Origin of the sequence: Pseudomonas aeruginosa (assembly GCF_001457615.1) — a bacterium.
Classification (GTDB): Bacteria; Pseudomonadota; Gammaproteobacteria; order Pseudomonadales; family Pseudomonadaceae; genus Pseudomonas; species Pseudomonas aeruginosa.
Genome location: NZ_LN831024.1, coordinates 2,600,384 through 2,618,872 on the forward strand (window position 1 = coordinate 2,600,384; position 18,489 = coordinate 2,618,872).

18 protein-coding genes are annotated in these 18,489 nt (G+C 67.1%); 10 read left to right on the plus strand and 8 right to left on the minus strand.

Annotation, left to right across the window (positions count from 1 at the left end; genetic code table 11):
* Positions 1-260 precede the first annotated feature (260 nt).
* Positions 261-803 (plus strand): DUF4946 domain-containing protein, encoded by a 543-nt coding sequence (locus tag AT700_RS12200; protein ID WP_003090018.1) that lies wholly within the window; start codon positions 261-263, stop codon positions 801-803.
* Positions 804-842: 39 nt separating this feature from the next.
* Here AT700_RS12200 and AT700_RS30265 read toward each other — a convergent pair whose 3' ends face one another.
* Both AT700_RS30265 and AT700_RS12205 read right to left on the minus strand, forming a co-directional pair.
* Positions 843-989, minus strand: a complete 147-nt coding sequence (locus AT700_RS30265) for a PSPA7_2676 family Cys-rich small protein (protein ID WP_003090016.1) — start codon at positions 987-989, stop codon at positions 843-845.
* Positions 990-1,125: 136 nt separating this feature from the next.
* Entirely contained in the window at positions 1,126-1,818 is a 693-nt protein-coding gene (locus AT700_RS12205) for an MgtC/SapB family protein (RefSeq protein WP_003102512.1), read from the minus strand.
* Positions 1,819-2,039: 221 nt separating this feature from the next.
* On the opposite strand from AT700_RS12205, the gene AT700_RS12210 reads away from it, so the two are divergent.
* The 6 genes from AT700_RS12210 (at position 2,040) to AT700_RS12235 (ending at position 9,884) form a co-directional block, all read left to right on the plus strand.
* Positions 2,040-3,734 carry an AMP-binding protein gene (locus AT700_RS12210; RefSeq protein ID WP_003113337.1) on the plus strand — a complete coding sequence of 565 codons (1,695 nt, stop codon included), beginning with the start codon at positions 2,040-2,042 and terminating at the stop codon, positions 3,732-3,734.
* A 68-nt stretch (positions 3,735-3,802) separates the two neighbouring features.
* Positions 3,803-4,888 (plus strand): AraC family transcriptional regulator, encoded by a 1,086-nt coding sequence (locus AT700_RS12215; protein WP_003113336.1) that lies wholly within the window; start codon positions 3,803-3,805, stop codon positions 4,886-4,888.
* Between the two features lie 177 nt (positions 4,889-5,065).
* Positions 5,066-6,733 carry an acyl-CoA synthetase gene (locus tag AT700_RS12220; protein ID WP_003102517.1) on the plus strand — a complete coding sequence of 556 codons (1,668 nt, stop codon included), beginning with the start codon at positions 5,066-5,068 and terminating at the stop codon, positions 6,731-6,733.
* A gap of 19 nt (positions 6,734-6,752) precedes the next feature.
* Entirely contained in the window at positions 6,753-7,520 is a 768-nt protein-coding gene (locus AT700_RS12225) for a 3-hydroxyacyl-CoA dehydrogenase (protein ID WP_003102518.1), read from the plus strand.
* 17 nt (positions 7,521-7,537) lie between these two features.
* Positions 7,538-8,728 carry an acetyl-CoA C-acyltransferase gene (locus AT700_RS12230; RefSeq protein WP_003158541.1) on the plus strand — a complete coding sequence of 397 codons (1,191 nt, stop codon included), beginning with the start codon at positions 7,538-7,540 and terminating at the stop codon, positions 8,726-8,728.
* A 28-nt stretch (positions 8,729-8,756) separates the two neighbouring features.
* The gene (locus AT700_RS12235; protein ID WP_003090001.1) at positions 8,757-9,884 is read left to right on the plus strand and encodes an acyl-CoA dehydrogenase family protein; all 1,128 of its coding nucleotides are present in this window, start codon (positions 8,757-8,759) and stop codon (positions 9,882-9,884) included.
* A gap of 116 nt (positions 9,885-10,000) precedes the next feature.
* Here the strand turns inward: AT700_RS12235 and AT700_RS12240 are convergent, their stop codons facing one another.
* Complete coding sequence (locus tag AT700_RS12240; protein ID WP_003090000.1) at positions 10,001-10,933, minus strand: LysR family transcriptional regulator; 933 nt, start codon at positions 10,931-10,933, stop codon at positions 10,001-10,003.
* A 173-nt stretch (positions 10,934-11,106) separates the two neighbouring features.
* Here AT700_RS12240 and AT700_RS12245 point away from each other — a divergent pair, with 173 nt between their 5' ends.
* Positions 11,107-12,336: an acyl-CoA dehydrogenase gene (locus tag AT700_RS12245; protein ID WP_003089998.1), complete on the plus strand. Its 1,230-nt coding sequence runs from the start codon at positions 11,107-11,109 to the stop codon at positions 12,334-12,336.
* A gap of 42 nt (positions 12,337-12,378) precedes the next feature.
* Here the strand turns inward: AT700_RS12245 and AT700_RS12250 are convergent, their stop codons facing one another.
* The 4 genes from AT700_RS12250 to AT700_RS12265 form a co-directional block, all read right to left on the minus strand.
* Positions 12,379-12,570 (minus strand): hypothetical protein, encoded by a 192-nt coding sequence (locus AT700_RS12250; RefSeq protein WP_003160407.1) that lies wholly within the window; start codon positions 12,568-12,570, stop codon positions 12,379-12,381.
* Positions 12,527-13,570, minus strand: a complete 1,044-nt coding sequence (locus tag AT700_RS12255) for a TerC family protein (protein WP_003089993.1) — start codon at positions 13,568-13,570, stop codon at positions 12,527-12,529. Before AT700_RS12255 ends, AT700_RS12250 begins: the two co-directional genes overlap by 44 nt.
* Before the next feature lie 149 nt (positions 13,571-13,719).
* A complete protein-coding gene (locus tag AT700_RS12260; protein ID WP_003139062.1) occupies positions 13,720-15,114 on the minus strand; it encodes a substrate-binding domain-containing protein in 1,395 nt (464 codons plus the stop codon).
* 59 nt (positions 15,115-15,173) lie between these two features.
* The gene (locus AT700_RS12265; RefSeq protein WP_075604361.1) at positions 15,174-16,088 is read right to left on the minus strand and encodes a LysR family transcriptional regulator; all 915 of its coding nucleotides are present in this window, start codon (positions 16,086-16,088) and stop codon (positions 15,174-15,176) included.
* A gap of 94 nt (positions 16,089-16,182) precedes the next feature.
* On the opposite strand from AT700_RS12265, the gene AT700_RS12270 reads away from it, so the two are divergent.
* Complete coding sequence (locus AT700_RS12270) at positions 16,183-16,614, plus strand: VOC family protein (protein WP_016561955.1); 432 nt, start codon at positions 16,183-16,185, stop codon at positions 16,612-16,614.
* A 110-nt stretch (positions 16,615-16,724) separates the two neighbouring features.
* Here the strand turns inward: AT700_RS12270 and xthA are convergent, their stop codons facing one another.
* The gene (xthA, locus tag AT700_RS12275) at positions 16,725-17,537 is read right to left on the minus strand and encodes an exodeoxyribonuclease III (RefSeq protein WP_003104469.1); all 813 of its coding nucleotides are present in this window, start codon (positions 17,535-17,537) and stop codon (positions 16,725-16,727) included.
* A gap of 144 nt (positions 17,538-17,681) precedes the next feature.
* On the opposite strand from xthA, the gene AT700_RS12280 reads away from it, so the two are divergent.
* Positions 17,682-18,395, plus strand: a complete 714-nt coding sequence (locus AT700_RS12280; protein WP_004350004.1) for a GNAT family N-acetyltransferase — start codon at positions 17,682-17,684, stop codon at positions 18,393-18,395.
* Positions 18,396-18,489: the final 94 nt, after the last annotated feature.

Consider the following 18,489-nt stretch of genomic DNA (forward strand, 5'->3'; position numbering starts at 1 on the left):
CCAATGGCAAAAATTCAAAAAAAACTGACGGATTGCGCGACTTCGCTATTGGTACCGATGTCCCATACCTGTACGCCAGCCGATGAAATTTGTGCGTTCCTCGCCAAGTCGGCTAGCTTGTTCAGGCTTGCGCCTTGGCGCTCGCCGTCTCTCCGGTAAGCTGGGAACGTTGTCGCCATGGGCTCGGAGACTGCGCGGACGGCGCCATGGCGACAGGTCCGACCTTTCCCTCCGATGGGTTTTGCGAGTAAGGAAATGCTATGAGAAGCAAGGCGTCCGGCTTGGCGCTGGTGGTAGTGGCGGGGCTTGTGGCGGGTTGCGCCAGCAGTGGCTATCAGCCCGAGGTCGACTGGCCGGCCGGCTGGCAGGTGATCACCGAGAGCATCCCACCCGAGGCCAGCGACGTGGAGCAACTGGGCTCCCGGCAACTGGCGACCAAGCTCGGGCCGGGAGGCGAGAAGGAAGCCAGCATCGAGTTGCTCAGCCTGAAGATGATGGAAGAGGAGTCGGTGGAGATCGACGGCCAGTTCCAGAGTGTCTTCGATGTCGTCCAATCGGGCTACCGCAAGGCCGGGCTGGGCTCGCGCTGCACCACACCGATCCGCTCGAACCTCGGCGGCCTGGCATCGCTGGAGACCCACTGCCGGATCAGCCAGGGCAACGAGGTGCTGCTGACCCAGATCGTGGCGATGGCCCTGGGACAGCGCGCGATGTACTCCCTGGTATATACCGCCAGTCCGGCCAACAGCGTGGTCTACCGGCAGAGCTACCTGCGCACCCGGGCCAGCCTGGTCCTGCGCTGAAGGGCCAGCCGCTCGACGCCTGGACGCGACCGGCGTCGCTCAGGCTTCCTCGGGCGGCGCCTCGACGCTGAGATAGCGATGGGCGCCGCAACGCCGGCAACGTTGGCGCAGCATCAGGTCGGGGCCTACCGTGACCAGGCTACCTTCGTCCCAGCGGCAACCTCGCAAGAAACAACGCAAGCGCATGACTCCTCCCCGCGGGGCGGCTCGCCCCGTCCACGAAACAGGCAGTGGTGGTGTGGTTCACTCCGGCTTGTTCTTGTCTGGAGGTGGGAAAAGCCTGCGGCGAAGCGTCTAGAATGGGCAACCTAAATTCGCCGGTTCATTCCGCGGCGGGATTCATCACCCAACTGGCGGCGGTGACCTGCGGTGCCAGGCACAGCTCGCCGACCATCTGTTCCACCAGCGAGTCCTCCTTGTGCAGGGTGAACACCACGGCGTTCACTTCCACGTTGCCGCTGCCTTTCAGCGCGTGGCTTTCCAGGCTCTGCAGGTTCAGGCGGTTGTCGCCCATGCGTTGCAGCAACTGCATGCGCACCAGCGCTTCGTTGCGCGCCTCGCAGGACACGCTGATCTGGTAGAAGCGCTCCTGCTCGGCCTCGCCCGAGGTGTGGCGGTCCACCACCCGGCCGAGAGCGGGCAGGAACAGGTTGGCGATGACGATCAGCGCGGTCGTCATGCAGGCCGCCAGGATGAAACCGCTGCCGGCCAGTACGCCGATCGCGCCGGTGCTCCAGATGCTCGCCGCAGTGCTCAGGCCGCGTACGCTGAGGCCGTCGCGCATGATCACGCCGGCGCCGAGAAAACCGATGCCGCTGACTACCTGGGCCGCCATGCGGGTCACGCTGACCTCGTTGTCGAGCAACAGCGGCAGGATCGAGAAGCTGGCCGCACCGAGTGCGACCATCGCGTGGGTGGCCATGCCGGAAGAGCGCTGTCGCCATTGTCGCTCGAGACCGACCAGCGCACCGAGGCCGAGGGCCGTCACCAGGCCGATGGCGATTTCCGGGGTCATGCTGTGCTCCTGTGAAAAAACCGCCCATTCTACGCCGTTCCGTTGGGCCGCGCCGGGGCCGACGGCCCTGGGCGGATAAGTCTCTTGCGTTTACCTTTACGTTAACGTAAACATGCTCTTCGACTTCACCGACACCGCTCGCCGGTGTCCGTCGTAGCGCCCTGGCGGCGCAGGACGACGGTTCAGCGACATTCCCAGAACAACCACAACAAGGGAAAGCCATGAATCAGCCGAGCTATACCTCGGGTCGCCAGGATGTCGCCTTGCTGGCGACCACCGTCGGCGACGCCTTCGATGCCACCGTCGCGCGTCATGCCGAGCGCGAGGCGCTGGTGGTGCGGCATCAACGCCTGCGCTACAGCTGGCGGCAACTGGCGGAGCGGGTCGATGCCTACGCCCGCGCCTTCATCGCCCTGGGCCTGCGCCCCGGCGAGCGCCTGGGGATCTGGGCGCCGAACTGCGCCGAATGGTGCATTACCCAGTTCGCCAGCGCCAAGGTCGGTGCGGTCCTGGTGAACATCAACCCGGCATACCGCAGCAGCGAGCTGGAATACGCTCTCAAGCAGTCCGGTTGCAGTTGGCTGATCTGCGCCGACGCCTTCAAGACCAGCGACTACCATGCGATGCTCGGCGACCTGCTGCCGGAGCTGGCGCGGGCGCGTCCGGGCGAACTGGCCAGCGAGCGCCTGCCGGAACTGCGCGGCGTGATCAGCCTGGCCGAGCGGGCGCCGGCGGGCTTCCTGCACTGGCAGGGCCTGCCGGGGCTGGCCGCCGCGGTAGGCGCCGAGGAACTGCGCCAGCGCCAGGCCTCGCTGCAGTTCGACGAGCCGATCAACATCCAGTACACCTCCGGTACCACCGGCTTCCCCAAGGGCGCCACCCTCAGCCACTACAACATCCTCAACAACGGCTACATGGTCGGCGAAAGCCTCGGACTCGGCGCGGAAGACCGCCTGGTGATCCCGGTGCCGCTGTATCACTGCTTCGGCATGGTGATGGGCAACCTCGGCTGCGTCACCCACGGCTCGACCATGATCTACCCGGCGCCCAGCTTCGACGCCGAGGCGACCCTGCTGGCCGTGGCCGAGGAGCGCGCCACCGCGCTGTACGGGGTACCGACCATGTTCATCGCCGAGCTGGATCATCCGCGCCGCCGCGAATTCGACCTGTCCAGCCTGCGCACCGGAATCATGGCCGGCGCCACCTGCCCGATCGAGGTGATGCGGCGGGTCATTGGCGACATGCACATGGCCGAGGTGCAGATCGCCTACGGCATGACCGAGACCAGTCCGGTGTCGCTGCAGACCGGTCCGGACGATGGCCTGGAGCTGCGCGTGACCACTGTCGGACGCACCCAGCCGAGGCTGGAGAGCAAGATCGTCGACCAGACGGGCAGGGTGGTGCCGCGCGGCGAGATCGGCGAGCTGTGCACCCGCGGCTACAGCGTGATGCTCGGCTACTGGAACGACCCCCAGGCCACCGCCGAGGCCATCGACCCGGCGCGCTGGATGCACACCGGCGACCTGGCGGTGATGGACGACGACGGCTACGTGCGGATCGTCGGGCGCAGCAAGGACATGATCATCCGCGGCGGCGAGAACATCTATCCGCGCGAACTGGAGGAGTTCTTCTTCACTCACCCGGCGGTGGCCGACGTGCAGGTGATCGGCATCCCCGACGAGCGCTATGGCGAGGAAATCGTCGCCTGGATCAAGCTGCATCCGGGCCACCACGCCGATGACGAACAGTTGCGGGCGTTCTGCAAGGCGCGTATCGCTCACTTCAAGATCCCGCGCCACTTCAAGTTCGTCGACGAGTTCCCGATGACCGTTACCGGCAAGATCCAGAAGTTCCGCATGCGCGAGATCAGCATCGAAGAGATTCGCCTACTCGCGCTGCGCCAGGGGCGCGATTGAGAGGATGGAGCCGCGCCCCGCTCCTGCGCTAAGGTGGCGGGCGGCGCGCAGCGAGGCGAGAGGGACGGGTGAAGAACGACGGCGAGACTCAGGCGAGCACCAAGGGCACCATCTCGGTGCGCCTGGTCGGCGAAGCGCTGGTGGAGTGGCGCCGGCAGGGCGGCGAGCAGGGGGAGGTCCTCCAGGCCGCCGGTATCGATCCGCAGCTGCTCGGCAAACCCTACGCGCGGGTCACCTCGCACGCCTATTCGCGGCTCTGGCTGGATCTCGCTCGGCGCATGGACGACGAGTTCTTCGGCATGGACTCGCGGCGCCTGAAGAGTGGCAGCTTCGCTTTCATGAGCCGCTGTGCGATTCACGAGCAGACCCTGGAGCCGGCGCTGACCGGCATCCTGCGATTCCTCTGCCTGCAGTTCGACGACTTCCAGCCGCGCCTGCAGCGCCGCGGCGGCCTGGCGGAAATCGTCCTCGACGAGGCGCCGGGCCGGTACGGGCGAGCGCTGTCCTACTTCACCCTATGGATGATCACCCATGGCCTGGCCTGCTGGCTGGTCGGCCGGCGCATCCCGATCCTGGCCATCGACCTGCGCTGTCCGCAGCCGGACTACATCGAGGACTACCGGGTGATGTTCAGCGACAACCTGCGTTTCTCCCGTCCCCTCAGCCGCCTGCTGTTCAATGCCGACTGCCTGGCCTTGCCGGTCCGCCGCGACAAGCGGGAGCTGCGGCGCTTCCTGCTCGGCGCGCCGGCCAACATCCTGGTCCGCTATCGCGATCCGCAGAGCCTGGCGGCGCGGATCAAGGCCTACCTGCGCAGCCTGCGGCCGGGACGCTGGCCGGACGCGGACGCGCTCGCCGGGCATTTCTTCATGGCGCCCTCGACCCTGCGCCGCAAGCTGTCCCTGGAAGGGCAGAGCTACCAGGCGCTGAAGGACCAGGTCCGCCGCGACCTGGCCATCGCGCGGCTGGACGCCGGCGCGGCGAATTTCGCCGAACTGGCGCTGGAGCTGGGCTTCGCCGATGGCAGCGCGTTCCACAAGGCGTTCAAGAAGTGGACCGGCTCGACCCCCGGGCAGTACCGGACGCAGGTCGCGGCGGAAACCGCGTCGGCCGAGTCGTCAGGCGTCTTGTCCGAAACGCTCGGCCATCGATAGGGTGAATGCCCGCGCAGCGTCATCCGCCGTATGTCGCGAACGGTTCGGCGGGGCAGGCGGCCAGCACGGATTGTCCAAACCGCTCAGGCAGATTGAAGCCTTTCGACATTGCCCCGCGTCGGCCATGGCGTGAAGATTCCGGCTACTCCATACAAAAACAAGCCGAGGAGTCCTGCAATGCGCGACTACGCCACCACTGCCGCCGGGTTCGACTTGCAGCGGACCGCCGCCGCCACGCTTTCCGGTACGCTCCAGGCGCTCAACGCCTGCGTCGAATGCTGCGACCGGCATGCCCTGCCGGGACGGATCGCGTTGTTCTGGGAGGGCAAGGATGGCAGTCGCGCCAGCTATACCTTCAGCGAGCTGAAAGCGCTCTCCGGACGTTTCGCCAATTTCCTCCAGGCCCAGGGCGTACGCCCGGGCGACTGCGTCGCCGGCCTGTTGCCGCGCACGCCCGAGCTTCTGGTCACCATCCTCGGCGCCTGGCGCCTGGGCGCGGTGTACCAGCCGCTGTTCACCGCCTTCGGCCCGAAGGCCATCGAACACCGCGTGGCGACCGCCGGCAGCAAGGTGCTGGTCACCGATGCGGCCAACCGCGACAAGCTCGACGAACTCGCCGATCCGCCTCTGGCCGTCACCGTCGGCGGACCGAAGGGGCAGGGCATCCGTCGCGGCGATTTCAGCTTCTGGGCCGAGCTGGAGCGCTATCCGGCCGAATTCGAACCGGTTCCGCGCAGCGGCGAGGATCCGTTCCTGATGATGTTCACCTCCGGCACCACCGGCCTGGCCAAACCGGTGCCGGTGCCGCTCAAGGCGATCCTCGCCTTCGTCGGCTACCTGCGCGAGGCGGTGGACCTGCGCCCCGAGGACGCCTTCTGGAACCTCGCCGATCCGGGCTGGGCCTACGGCCTCTACTACGCTGTCGCCGGTCCCCTCGCCATGGGCCATCCGACCACCTTCTACGAAGGGCCGTTCAGCGTGGAAAGCACCTGCCGGATCATCCGTGACTACGGCATCACCAACCTTGCCGGATCGCCCACCGCCTATCGCCTGCTGATGGCCGCCGGCGCGGCCGCGGAAACTGCGCTGAAGGGGCGCCTGCGCGCGGTCAGCAGCGCCGGCGAGCCGTTGACCCCGGAGGTGATCCGCTGGTTCGCCGACAGGCTCGGCACCACCATCCACGATCATTACGGGCAGACCGAGCTGGGCATGGTGCTGTGCAACCACCATGCCCTGGCGCATCCGGTGCGGGTCGGCGCCGCCGGATTCGCCTGTCCCGGGCACCGGGTAGTAGTGCTGGATGACGATCTCAACGAACTGCCGCCCGGCCAGCCAGGCATCCTCGCCCTCGACCGGCGGCGTTCGCCGCTGATGTGGTTTCCCGGCTACCAGGGCCTGGAAACCGCAGCCTTCGTCGGCGACTACTACCTGAGCGGCGATACCGTCGAACTCAACGAAGACGGCAGCATCAGCTTCGTCGGCCGCGCCGACGACGTCATTACCACCTCTGGCTACCGGGTCGGCCCGTTCGATGTGGAGAGCGCGCTGATCGAACACCCGGCAGTGATGGAGGCGGCGGTGATCGGCAAGCCCGACCCGGAGCGCACCGAACTGGTCAAGGCCTTCGTCGTGCTCTGCGCCGGCCACCGGCCGACGCCGGAACTGGCGGACGCATTGCAGCGATACGTGCGCCAGCGCCTGTCGGCGCACGCCTACCCGCGGGAGATCGAGTTCCTCGAGGAACTGCCGAAGACTCCCAGCGGCAAGATCCAGCGCTTTCTCCTGCGCAACCAGGAGATCGCCCGGCAACGCGAGGCGGCCCCACGGGCGGCCGCCGCGAACTGATTCAGCAGGAGAAAACGACGTGCGTATCGAAAATCGAGTGTTCCTGGTTACCGGCGGCAGCTCCGGCCTCGGCGCCGCCACCGCGAAGATGCTGGTGGAGCAGGGTGGCAAGGTGGTGCTGGCCGACATCAACGCCGAGGCCGGCGCGGCCAAGGCCGCCGAGCTTGGCGCCCAGGCGCGCTTCGTCAGGGCCGACATCGCCAGCGAGGCCGACGGCCGCCAGGCCGTGGCCGCTGCACTGGAGGCCTTCGGCGGCCTCCATGGCCTGGCCAATTGCGCGGGCGTGGCGCCGGCCGAGAAGGTCCTCGGACGCAATGGCATCCATGCCCTGGAGAGTTTCCGCCGGGTCATCGACATCAACCTGGTGGGCAGTTTCAACATGCTGCGCCTGGCCGCCGAGGCCATGTCCCAGGGCCAGCCGGACGAGGGCGGCGAGCGCGGGGTGATCGTCAATACCGCCTCGGTGGCGGCGTTCGACGGGCAGATCGGCCAGGCCGCCTATTCCGCCTCGAAGAGCGGGGTGGTTGGCATGACCCTGCCCATCGCCCGCGAGCTGGCGCGCTTCGGCATCCGAGTGATGACCATCGCCCCGGGCATCTTCGAGACACCGATGATGGCCGGCATGCCCCAGGAGGTGCGCGACTCCCTCGGCGCCAGCGTGCCGTTCCCGCCGCGCCTGGGGCGTCCGGACGAATACGCCGCGCTGGTCCGGCAGATCATCGAGAACAGCATGCTCAACGGCGAAGTGATTCGCCTCGACGGCGCCATCCGCATGGCCGCCCGCTAATACAGGAGGAAGATCCCATGACCCGCGAAGATCCGATCGTCATCGTCAGCGCCGTCCGCACCCCGATGGGCGGCTTCCTCGGCGACTTCAAGGACGTCAACGCCGCTACCCTCGGCGCCGCGGCGGTGCGCGCCGCGGTGGAGCGGGCGCGCCTGCAAGCCGACGAAGTGGACGAGGCCGTGCTCGGCTGCGTGCTCGCCGCCGGCCAGGGCCAGGCGCCGGCGCGCCAGGCGGTGCTTGGCGCCGGGCTGGCGCGCGGCACGCCGTGCTCGACGCTGAACAAGATGTGCGGCTCGGGCATGAAGGCGCTGATGCTCGCCCACGACACGTTGCTCGCCGGCAGCGCCGGGGTCGCGCTGGCCGGGGGCATGGAAAGCATGTCCAACGCGCCCTACCTGCTGGAGCGCGCCCGTAGCGGCTACCGCATGGGCCACGGCAAGGTGCTCGACCACATGTTCCTCGACGGCCTCGAAGACGCCTACGACAAGGGCCGCCTGATGGGCACCTTCGCCGAGGACTGCGCCGAGGCCTACGGCTTCACCCGCGAAGCACAGGACGAGTTCGCCGTGGCCTCGCTGACCCGCGCGCAGCAAGCCATGCGCGACGGACGCTTCCAGGCCGAGATCGTGCCGCTGACGGTCACCGCCGGCAAGACCGAGCGCCTGGTGGATAGCGACGAGCAGCCGCCGAAGGCCCGGCTGGACAAGATCCCGACCCTGAAGCCGGCGTTCCGCGAAGGCGGCACGGTAACCGCGGCCAACTCCAGTTCGATTTCCGACGGTGCCGCCGCGCTGGTCCTGATGCGCCTTTCCGAGGCCGAGCGACGCGGGCTCGCGCCGTTGGCGGCGATCCGTGGGCATGCTTCGTTCGCCGACGCGCCGAACCTGTTCCCCACCGCGCCGGTCGGTGCGGTGAAGCGCCTGATGCAGCGTACCGGCTGGTCGCTGGGCGAGGTCGACCTGTTCGAGGTCAACGAAGCCTTCGCCGTGGTCGGCATGGCGGCGATGCGCGACCTCGACCTGTCCCACGAACGCCTCAACGTCCACGGCGGCGCCTGTGCGCTGGGCCACCCGATCGGCGCATCCGGCGCACGGATCGTCGTGACCCTGCTCAACGCCCTGCAGCAGTACGACCTGGAACGCGGCGTGGCGGCGGTCTGCATCGGCGGCGGCGAGGCGACCGCGATCGCCGTCGAGCGCTTGCACTGATGCAGGCAGTGAAGAAGAGGAACCCGCGATGATTCCCTGCGAAGAAGAGATCCAGATCCGTGACATGGCGCGGCAGTTCGCCCAGGAACGGCTGAAACCGTTCGCCGCCGACTGGGACCGCGAGCACCGTTTCCCGGCCGAGGCGATCCGCGAGATGGCCGACCTCGGCTTCCTCGGCATGCTGGTGCCCGAGGAATGGGGCGGCGCGCAGACCGGGCACCTGGCCTACGCCATGGCCCTCGAGGAGATCGCCGCTGGCGACGGCGCCTGCTCGACCATCATGAGCGTGCACAACTCGGTCGGCTGCATGCCGATCCACAAGTTCGGCAGCGCCGAGCAGAAGGAGCGCTTCCTCCGTCCGCTGGCCCAGGGTTCGATGCTCGGCGCCTTCGCCCTGACCGAGCCGCAGGCCGGTTCCGACGCGAGCTTCCTGAAGACCCGCGCCCGCCGCGACGGTGACCACTACGTGCTGAACGGTGCCAAGCAGTTCATCACTTCGGGCAGCCACGCGGGGATGGTGATCGTCTTCGCGGTCACCGATCCGGATGCCGGAAAGCGCGGCATCAGCGCGTTCATCGTGCCCACCGACACGCCCGGCTACGAGGTGGTGCGGATCGAGGACAAGCTCGGCCAGCACGCCTCGGACACCTGCCAGCTGGCCTTCAACGACCTGCGTATCCCGGCCACGCTGCGCCTGGGCGAGGAGGGCGAGGGCTACCGCATCGCCCTGGCCAACCTCGAAGGCGGCCGCATCGGCATCGCCGCCCAGGCGGTCGGCATGGCGCGCGCGGCGTTCGAGGCGGCGCGCGACTACGCCCATGAGCGGGAAACCTTCGGCAAGCCGATCATCGAGCACCAGGCGGTGGCCTTCCGCCTGGCCGACATGGCCACCCGCATCGCCGTGGCGCGGCAGATGGTCCACCACGCCGCCAGCCTGCGCGAAGCCGGCCTGCCGTGCCTGACCGAAGCCTCGATGGCCAAGCTGTTCGCCTCGGAGATGGCCGAGGAAGTCTGCTCCGCGGCGATCCAGACCCTCGGTGGCTATGGCTACCTCAAGGACTTCCCGGTGGAACGCATCTATCGGGACGTGCGGGTCTGCCAGATCTACGAGGGCACCAGCGACGTGCAGCGCCTGGTGATCGCGCGCAGCCTGTAGCGGCGACTATCCGTCGTTTCCGCAACGGCGCCTTCTCCCTTCAGGGAGAGGGCGCACTGAGGCACCTCGGAAGCAAATGCCCGAGCCTCGTTCGCCCTACGCCCCTTGGCAGGCGCTCACGCCGGCTGCGCCGCCTTGTTCTCGCGCGCGGTGACCTGCTGGCACAGCTCGATGATCTGTTCGCGCATCCAGCGGTTGGCCGGGTCCTGGTCGGTGCTCTCGTGCCAGTACAGGTGGGTTTCCAGTTTCGGCACGTCGCTCACCGGCAGCACCGCGTAGTGCAGGTCGTGGTGACGGGCGAAGCGTTCCGGCACGGTCATCGCCATGTCGGTCTGCTGGACCACCGTGGAGGCCATCAGGTAGTGCTGCGAGCGCAGCGCGATCTTGCGCTGGATGCCCATCTTGCCCAGCGCCAGGTCGATGTAGCCGAGGCCGCTGCGGCGGCTGGAAATATGGATGTGGGTCAGGCCCAGGTAATCGTCCAGGGCCAGCTTCGGCTTGCCCGCCAGTGGGTGGCCGCGGCGCATGGCGCAGACGTAGCGGTCCTCCATCAGCTTGACGTGGCGCACCTGGGGATCGGTGTTCAGCGGCGCGTCGACGGCGAAGTCGAGGCGGCCGGCGGCGAGTTCCTTGGTGGTTTCGCGGCGCTTGGCGAGGAAGCTCTCGATATGCACGTTCGGCGCCAGGCGGCGCAAGCGCTGGAACAGCGGGGGGAGGATGACCGCTTCGGTGAGGTCGGTCATGCTGATGCGGTAGGTCTTGTTCGCCTGCTGCGGATCGAAGCTGCGGCTCTCCTGCACCGAAACCCGCAGCAACTGCAGCGCGTTGCGCACCGGGCCGATGATGTTCTGCGCCATCGGGGTCGGCACCATGCCCTGGGCGGTGCGCACGAACAGCGGGTCGTTGAAGGTCTCGCGCAGGCGGGAAAGGGCGTTGGATACGGCTGGCTGGGTGATGCCGACGATCTGCCCGGCGCGGGTCAGGTTGGCTTCGGTATAGATCGCATCGAACACGATGAACAGGTTCAGGTCGACTTTGTTCAGGTTCATGGCACTGGCTCCGCGACTTTTCTTGTTATTGGGGGCTTGGATGACCCCCATATGGATCATGAATGTTCATGGACGGAAAAAATAGACTGGGCAAATCTTAAGCCCTGTTCCGGCATCGTTACCAGCGCCTTTGTCCGATGCCTCGCCTGCCAACCCGTCAGAAGGTATCCCCCATGGATTTCGCCTATTCCCCCAAGGTCCAGGAGCTGCGTGAACGCGTCAGCGCGTTCATGGAAGCGCATGTCTATCCCGCCGAAGCCGTGTTCGAGCGCCAGGTCGCCGAGGGCGACCGCTGGCAGCCGACGGCGATCATGGAAGAGCTGAAGGCCAAGGCCAAGGCCGAAGGGCTGTGGAACCTGTTCCTGCCCGAGTCCGAGTACGGTGCCGGGCTGGCCAACCACGAATATGCGCCGCTGGCGGAAATCATGGGCCGTTCGCTGATCGGGCCGGAACCCTTCAACTGCGCCGCGCCGGATACCGGCAACATGGAGGTGCTGGTGCGCTACGGCAGCGAGGAGCAGAAGCGCACCTGGCTGGAACCGCTGCTGAGCGGCGAGATCCGCTCGGCCTTCGCCATGACCGAACCGGGCGTGGCCTCGTCCGACGCCACCAATATGGAGGCGCGCGCCGAGCGCCAGGGCGACGACTGGGTGATCAACGGGCGCAAGTGGTGGACTTCCGGCGCCTGCGATCCGCGCTGCAAGATCCTGATCTTCATGGGCCTGACCAACCCGGACGCGCCGCGCCACCAGCAGCACTCGATGATCCTGGTACCGGTCGACACCCCCGGGGTGAAGATCCTCCGCCCGCTGCCGGTGTTCGGCTACGACGACGCGCCGCATGGCCATGCCGAAGTGCTGTTCGAGAACGTGCGGGTGCCCTACGAGAACGTCATCCTCGGCGAGGGCCGCGGTTTCGAGATCGCCCAGGGGCGCCTCGGCCCGGGCCGCATCCACCACTGCATGCGCTCCATCGGCATGGCCGAACGCGCCCTCGAACTGATGTGCAAGCGCGCGGTCAGCCGTACCGCGTTCGGCAAGCCGCTGGCGCGCCTGGGCGGCAACATCGACCACATCGCCGACTCGCGGATGGAGATCAACATGGCGCGCCTGCTGACCCTGCAGGCCGCCTACATGATGGATACCGTGGGCAACAAGATCGCCCAGAGCGAAATCGCCCAGATCAAGGTGGTGGCGCCCAACGTGGCGTTGAAGGTGATCGACCGGGCGATCCAGATGCATGGTGGCGCCGGGGTTTCCAACGACTTCCCGCTGGCCTACTGGTACGCCATGCAGCGCACCCTGCGCCTGGCCGACGGTCCGGACGAGGTGCACCGCGCGGCGATCGGCAAGTTCGAGCTGGGCAAGTACGTGCCCAGGGAGATGCTGCGCAGCAGCCGCTGACGGCTGTGGTATAGGGGAAAGGCCCGCGGATGCGGGCCTTTTTCATTCCGGGGACTCCGCCCCTTTTTCCTCGGCGTTGCGTTCCAGCTGCCACGCGCGACGGCTGTGCAGCAGGGCGGCGAACTCGCGGGCCGCCCGCTCGTTGCGGAAGCAGATCCCGCGCGTGCCGAGGCGGACCCGCCAGAAAGGTTCAGCGTGGGTGTCCAGACGTTCGATCCAGAGCGTGTTCGGCATTCGGTTCGGCCTTGTCCTCGACGGTGGCTTTCGGTGTGCGGGTCTTCAGCAGGGAGAGCAGGATGCCGCCCGCCAGCAGGCCGAAGGTTACGCCAAGCGAGAGGCCGGCGGGAATCTTGCCGATCACACCGTGGAGCATGATCTTCGCACCGATGAACACCAGCACCAGGGCCAGGGCGTATTTCAGGTAGACGAAGCGGTGGATCATCGCCGCCAGCGAGAAGTACAGGGCGCGCAGGCCGAGGATGGCGAAGATGTTCGAGGTGTAGACGATGAACGGGTCCTGGGTGATGGCGAAGATCGCCGGCACGCTGTCCACCGCGAACACCAGGTCGGCCAGCTCGATCAGCACCAGGGCGAAGAACAGCGGGGTGGCGTAGCGCACCAGCTTGCCGCTGGCGTCCGGCAGGCGGACGAAGAAGTGATGCTCGTGCAGTTCCTTGGTCACCCGCATGTGCTTGCGCAGGAAGCGCAGCACCGGGTTGTGCTCCAGGTCGGGTTCTTCCTCGTGCTTGTTGAACAGCATCTTCACGCCGCTGAACAGCAGGAAGGCGCCGAACACGTACATGATCCAGTCGAATTCCTTCACCAGCGCGGCGCCCAGGCCGATCATGATCGCCCGCAGGACGATGGCGCCGAGGATGCCCCAGAACAGCACCTGGTGCTGGTAGCGGCGGGGGATGCCGAAGAAACTGAAGATCATCGCCATGACGAACACGTTGTCCATCGATAGCGACTGTTCGACCAGGAAGCCGGTGTAGTACTCCACCGCGCTGGTGGGGCCGAAGGCGTACCAGACCCAGCCGCCGAAGGCCAGGCCGCAGGCGAAGTAGCCGGCGGACAGCAGCAGGCTTTCGCGCACGCCGATTTCGTGGTGGTCGCGTTGCAGCACGCCGAGGTCGAGGACCAGGAGAACGATGACGATGGCCAGGAAGGCCAGCCAGAACCAGATAGCCGTACCGAGGAACGGTTCGGTGAGAAATGCATGCAGAGCTGCCATTGGGCCCCCTCGCTTCGAATTGTCGGATGGTCATGTGACTCCGACATGGCGGCAATTGCTTACCGTCAGAGGGGCCCGCAGTCACTCGAAAAAAATAAACCAGGCTCCGGGCGCCGGCAAAACGGCGAGGTTACAAAGTGCTACAGCGTTCAGTAGACCCAGACTTCCACCCGCCGGTTCTTCTGTCGGCCCAGTTCCTGGTCGTTGCTGGCGACCGGCAACTCGTCGCCGAAGCCGGCGATCTCGCGGAAACTCACGCCGCCGCGGGCCAGTTCGCGGCGCACGGCCATGGCGCGCAGGCGCGAAAGCAGGACCGAGCGCTCGGCGTCGGACTTGGGATCGCCGAAGCCCACCAGCACGGTGCGCTCCTGCAACTTCCGATTTTGCCGCAGGTAGTCCAGCAAACGCTGTACGTCGAGCAGTGCCTTGTTGTCGAGCAGCGCGCTGCCTTCCTGGAAGCGGAAGTTCACCGTCAGGCGCCGCGCCTGTTCCGCGAGCTTGCGGTATTCGGCGGGCATCTGCGGGCGCGGTGCGATCTGCACCGCCTGGATCTTCTGCGCGACGAAGCCGCTGCGGGTGACGATCGCCTGGCCGCGCGGGCCCTGGGCGAAACGTACCAGGGCCTGGGCCCAGGGGTTCTTCTCGCCGGGCTTCAGGTAGAGGAACAGGCGGCGCGACAGCGGATAGTCCTCGGTGGCGATCAGGCTTTCCTGGGGCGCCATCGGCAGCGATTCGCCGTCGGCGATGGCCAAGGCGCGGGCCCGGCCCACCGACGCGATGCCGACGAAGCCGATGGCGTGCGGATCGGCGCTCACCGCGGCCGCCAGCCGATCGTTGGATTCGAAGCGGCGGGCGTCGCTGGCCAGGCTTTTGCCGTGACTGGCCAGCACCAGTTCCTTGAAGGTGTCGTAGGTGCCGGACTGCTCGTCGCGAGCGTACAGGCGGATGGCGCCGCCCTTGCCGCCCAGTTCTTCCCAGGTACGCACCTCGCCGGCGAACACCGCCGCCAGTTGCGCGGTGTCCAGCGAGGCCAGCGGGTTGTCCGGATGCAGGATGATCGCCAGTCCGTCGATGGCGATCACCTGCTCGGCATATGGGCTGCGCAGGTCGCCGAAGCCGGCCAGGGCGCGAACTTCGCTGTCCTTGACGGGACGCGAGGCCGCGGCGAGTTCGGCGTGGCGTTCGAGGAGGGCGGCGAAGCCGGTGCTCGAACCGTGGGCGGATAGCTCCACCCTCACCAGGCGGCCGTCGCGGCTCTTGCCGAGCAGATGGAGTTCGTTTTCCCGTTCTCCGGGGGTACGGCGGATATCCTCCAGGCCTTCCTCTTCCATCAGGCCCTCGACCAGGGCCGGCAGGAGCTTCGCGCCGATGGTGTTGGAACCCTGGATGCGCAGCGCCGGCGTGTCGTCCGTGGGGATCGGCAAGGGGGCGGCGAATACCGACCAGGGGAAGGCGTAACAGAGGAATCCGAGGAAAACCAGGCTCAGGGTACGGCTCCAGAGGTCTTTGTCACTGGCGCGCTGGCGGTGTGGCATCGCGGGCATCGTCTTCTATGGGGGAAGGGATTTGCCGGCGAGATTAAGTCAGACGGGTGACGCTAAGGTTACAGCGTTGGGGAATCATGGCCCTGCGCCATTGTCTCGGTCAGGAAGTCGAGAAACACCCGGGTCTTGCCGGCCAGTTGGCGCGATGGATAGACCGCGTGGATCGCCGTCTCGTCGGCCTTCCAGTCAGCCAGCAATTCAACCAGGCGGCCTTCGGCCAGTTCCGCCTGTACGTACAGCCGTGGGATCAGGCTCAAGCCGAAGCCGGCGAGCAGGGCATCGCGCACCGCCAGGCTGGAGGACACCCGGTAACGGCCGGCGATAGGCACCGCTATGCACTCGCGGTCCTTGCGGAAGGTCCAGCGGTCGGCATGGCCAGAGAGGCTGAAGCGGATGCACTCGTGTTCGCGCAGGGCCTCCGGCCGCAGCGGCTGGCCATGCTGACTGAGGTAGGCCGGCGCCGCGCAGAGCACGTGCTCCAGGACCAGCAGCGGGCGGGCGACCAGGCCGGAGTCCGCAACCCGGTCGCTACCACGCAGGGCCAGGTCGATGCCTTCGGCGATCAGGTCCTGGCGGCCGTCCTGCAGGAGCAGTTCCAGGCGCAGGTCCGGATAACGCTGGAGAAAAGCCGGAATGGCCGGGGTCAGGCAAGTGAGGGCGAGGGTCAGCGGGGCGCTGACCCGCAGCAGGCCGCTGGGGCCCTGCTGCATCGAAGTGAGCGCGGCGTCGGCGGCCTCGAGGTCGTCGAGGATGCGCTCCAGGCGCTGCCGGTAGACTTCGCCGGCCTCGGTCAGGCTCATGCTGCGGGTGGTGCGATTGATCAGGCGCACCTTGAGGTGCGCTTCCAGCTCGGCGACGTTCTTGCTCACGGCGGCCGGCGAGAGATTCATCTGCCGGGCCGCGGCGGCGAAGCCGCCATTCGCGGCCACGGCGCGGAAGACCTTGAGGGCGGTGAGGTGATCCACGGGGATAATTCACTGTCAGTAATCAATGAATCAGGGATTAAACCATTATCAACCCGAGGTGTGCTGGCTAAAGTCTTGCCATAGTCCACGGTCCAAGAGGTGAATGACCATGCAACCCTTCGTCGTCGAACGTCTCGATCACATCGTCCTGCGGGTCCGCGACCTGGAACGCAGCATCGCGTTCTATCGCGATGTCCTCGGTTGCGTGGTGGTGAAGTGGCGCGACGACCTGGAGCTGGCCCATCTGCGCCTGGGCACGTCGATGCTCGATCTGGTCGCGGTGTCCGGGGCGCTCGGCCGGGAGGGCGGTGCGGCTCCGGGTGGGGAAGGGCGCAACGTCGACCATTTCTGCGTGCGCATCGAGCCGTTCGACGAGGCCGCGCTGGTCGCCCATCTCGAGGGGTTCGGCCTGGTCCCGCAGGTTCCCGCGGAAATCCGCTTCGGCGCCGAGGGCGACGGCTGGTCGCTGTACTTCTTAGACCCGGATGGCAATCGAGTGGAGCTGAAGGGGCCGCGGGTGGACAATCCTGCCTGAGGGAAAGGCCCCGCGCCGGATAGGGGGGCGGCGTCGGCGAGATCGCCCGGACCAGGTAGCGATCGCCTGAAGGCTCATCCGGGGGATGAGCCTTTTCCTTGGGCTGAGCCTCAGGCCAGTTCCAGCCAGATCGGGGCGTGATCGGAGGGCTTCTCCATGCCGCGCAGGTCGTAGTCGATGCCGGCGTCCTTGAAGCGCGACTGCAGCACCCGGCTGGCCAGGATCACATCGATGCGCAGGCCGCGCTTGGGGTTGTCCTCGAAGCCACGGCTGCGGTAGTCGAACCAGCTGAAGCGGTCGTTCACCTCCGGATTCAGGGCCCGGAAGCTGTCGACCAGGCCCCAGTTCTTCAAGGTAGCCAGCCATTCGCGCTCTTCCGGCAGGAAGCTGCACTTGCCGGTCTTCAGCCAGCGCTTGCGGTTTTCCTCGCCAATGCCGATGTCGCAGTCCTCCGGCGAGATATTGATGTCGCCCATCACCACCAGGGCCTGCTCGGGCTTGAAGCTGTTCTCCAGCAGCGACTGGAGATCGGCGTAGAAGCGCTGCTTGGCCGGGAACTTGGTCGGATGCTCGCGGTTCTCGCCTTGCGGGAAGTAACCGTTCATCACGGTGATCGGGTTGCCCTGGGCGTCGCTGAAGGTGCCCCAGATGAAGCGCCGCTGGGATTCCTCGCCGTCGCTCGGGAAGCCGCGATGCAGTTCCAGGGGCGCCTGGCGGGAGAGCAGGGCGACGCCGTAGTGGCCTTTCTGCCCGTGGTAGTGGACGTGGTAGCCGAGCGCCTCGATCTCGGCCTGGGGAAACTGGTCGTCGGCGACCTTGGTTTCCTGCAGCCCGATCACGTCGGGCTGGTGCCGCTCGATCAGCGCCGCCAACTGGTGCGGCCGGGCGCGCAGACCGTTGATATTGAAAGAGACGATTTTCATGGTGGGCGTCCTGGCAAAAACAGGAATGCTAGCCCAGCCGGGGGATGCCTGGCGACCCTGGAGGCGCTGTGCTAGTGTCCGCCGGGTACCCGATGGCTGTGTGGCTTGGCGCCTTGCCGGCCCTGTGGTCTGCCGCGGACGGGGATGGCCAGGCCATCCGCTCGACCAATCGCCGTGGCGAAGCGTGCGTGTCGCTGCGCCTGCGGCCGACAAGGAATGCGTTCCATGCCTGATCAGGTCTCCGATGTTCGTCTGCTCGACGACGGCTATAGCCGCGAAGTCCGCTCGCTTTTCTACCACGCCTACCGCCACGAACCGACCTTCGCCTACCTGATGGATGCGCAGCGCGCCGGCTACGACCAGCGCGTGCGTGCCTGCGTCCGGGAGATGGTCGAGCGCCATCTGGGCGAAGAGTTGCCGGCCATCGGCCTGTTCATCGACGATCGGCTGGTCGCGGCGGCCCTGATCACGCCGCCGCAGCGGCGCCTGGATATCACCGAGAGCTGGAGCTGGCGCCTGCGCATGCTGTTCAGCGTCGGCCTGGCCGCGACCCGGCGCTACCTGGATTACCACCGGGCGGTGCAGGCCTGCCTGCCGGTCGGCCCCCACCACCAGTTGCCGATGCTCGGCGTGCATCCCGAGTACCAGGGCAGGCAGATCGGCGAGCAGTTGCTGGCCGCCGTGCAGCGCTGGTGCGCCGAGGACTCCGCTTCGCAGGGGCTGGTCCTGGATACCGGCAATGCGCGCTACCTGGACTTCTACCAGCGGCACGGCTACCGCGAGATCGGCGAGGTGACGCTGGGAGCGGTGCGCGAGCACGTCCTCCTGCATCCTGGCGAGACGCCGGCGGCGACCTGAGCGTTCCCCCGGACGCGCGAGAAAAGCCATGCCTGTCAGGCGCTTGGCGTCATAAAACCCGAATGTCAGGAGGTGGTCGGCGGCGTCCGCGCAA